The organism is Bradyrhizobium sp. WSM4874 (assembly GCF_055811835.1).
The window spans coordinates 1-1,025 of record NZ_JBVVPR010000162.1; the positions used below are offsets into that span (position 1 = coordinate 1).

Consider the following 1,025-nt stretch of genomic DNA (forward strand, 5'->3'; position numbering starts at 1 on the left):
TGTCCAACGATAACGTCATCCAGCTGATTCAGCCAGGAATCTTCGACGGTCAACTCACAGAAGTCTTGCGCAACGGGGCACGTGCCCTTCTCGCCAAGGCGGTCGAGGCCGAAGTCGCAGACTTTCTCGGCCAGCATGCCGATTTGAAGACCGCGGACGGCCACCAGCGCCTCGTGCGCCACGGTCACCTGCCGGAACGCGAGGTGATGACCGGCATCGGTCCGGTCGCCGTCCGCCAGCCACGTGTACGCGATCGCGAGGCGGCCGCTACCGATCCTGGTCGCATCCGGATCTCTCCGTCGATCCTACCGCCCTACATGCGCCGCTCGAAATCGATCGAGACGCTGCTGCCGATCCTTTACCTGAAGGGTATCTCCACCGGCGACTTCTCGGAGGCGCTGGCGGCGCTGCTCGGCAAGGATGCTGCCGCGTTGTCGGCATCCGCCATCGGTCGGCTGAAGGACGGTTGGATCGACGAACACGCCGCGTGGCAGGGGCGTGATCTGTCGGCGAAGCGCTACGTTTACATCTGGGCCGATGGCATCCATCTGGAGGCGCGGCTCGAAGACGAAAAGCAGTGCATCCTGGTGCTGATCGGTGCGACGCCGGAAGGCCGTAAGGAACTGGTCGGCTTCACCGATGGTGCCCGCGAGAGCGCGTACGATTGGCGCGATCTGCTGCTTGATCTGAAGCGGCGCGGGCTCGCCGTGCCTCCGCGGCTCGTCATCGCCGATGGAGCGCTCGGCTTCTGGAAAGCTGCCGGCGAGGTCTGGCCGAAAACGCGCGAGCAGCGCTGCTGGGTGCACAAGACAGCGAACGTGCTCGCCAAGTTGCCGTAGAGCCAGCAGCCGAAAGCCAAACGCGCGTTGCAGGAGATCTGGATGGCCGAAACCAAAGCCACAGCCGAGCTGGCGTTCGGCGCCTTCATCGAGAGCTACGCGCTGAAATACGAAAAAGCGGCCGACTGCCTGAACAAGGATCGGGACACGCTGCTGGCTTTCTATGACTTCCCGGCCGAGCACTGG

General features: G+C 63.9%; 1 pseudogene. It reads left to right on the plus strand.

Annotation, left to right across the window (positions count from 1 at the left end):
• Positions 1–1,025: pseudogene (locus tag AC0L3P_RS39830) on the plus strand (IS256 family transposase); the annotation flags it as partial.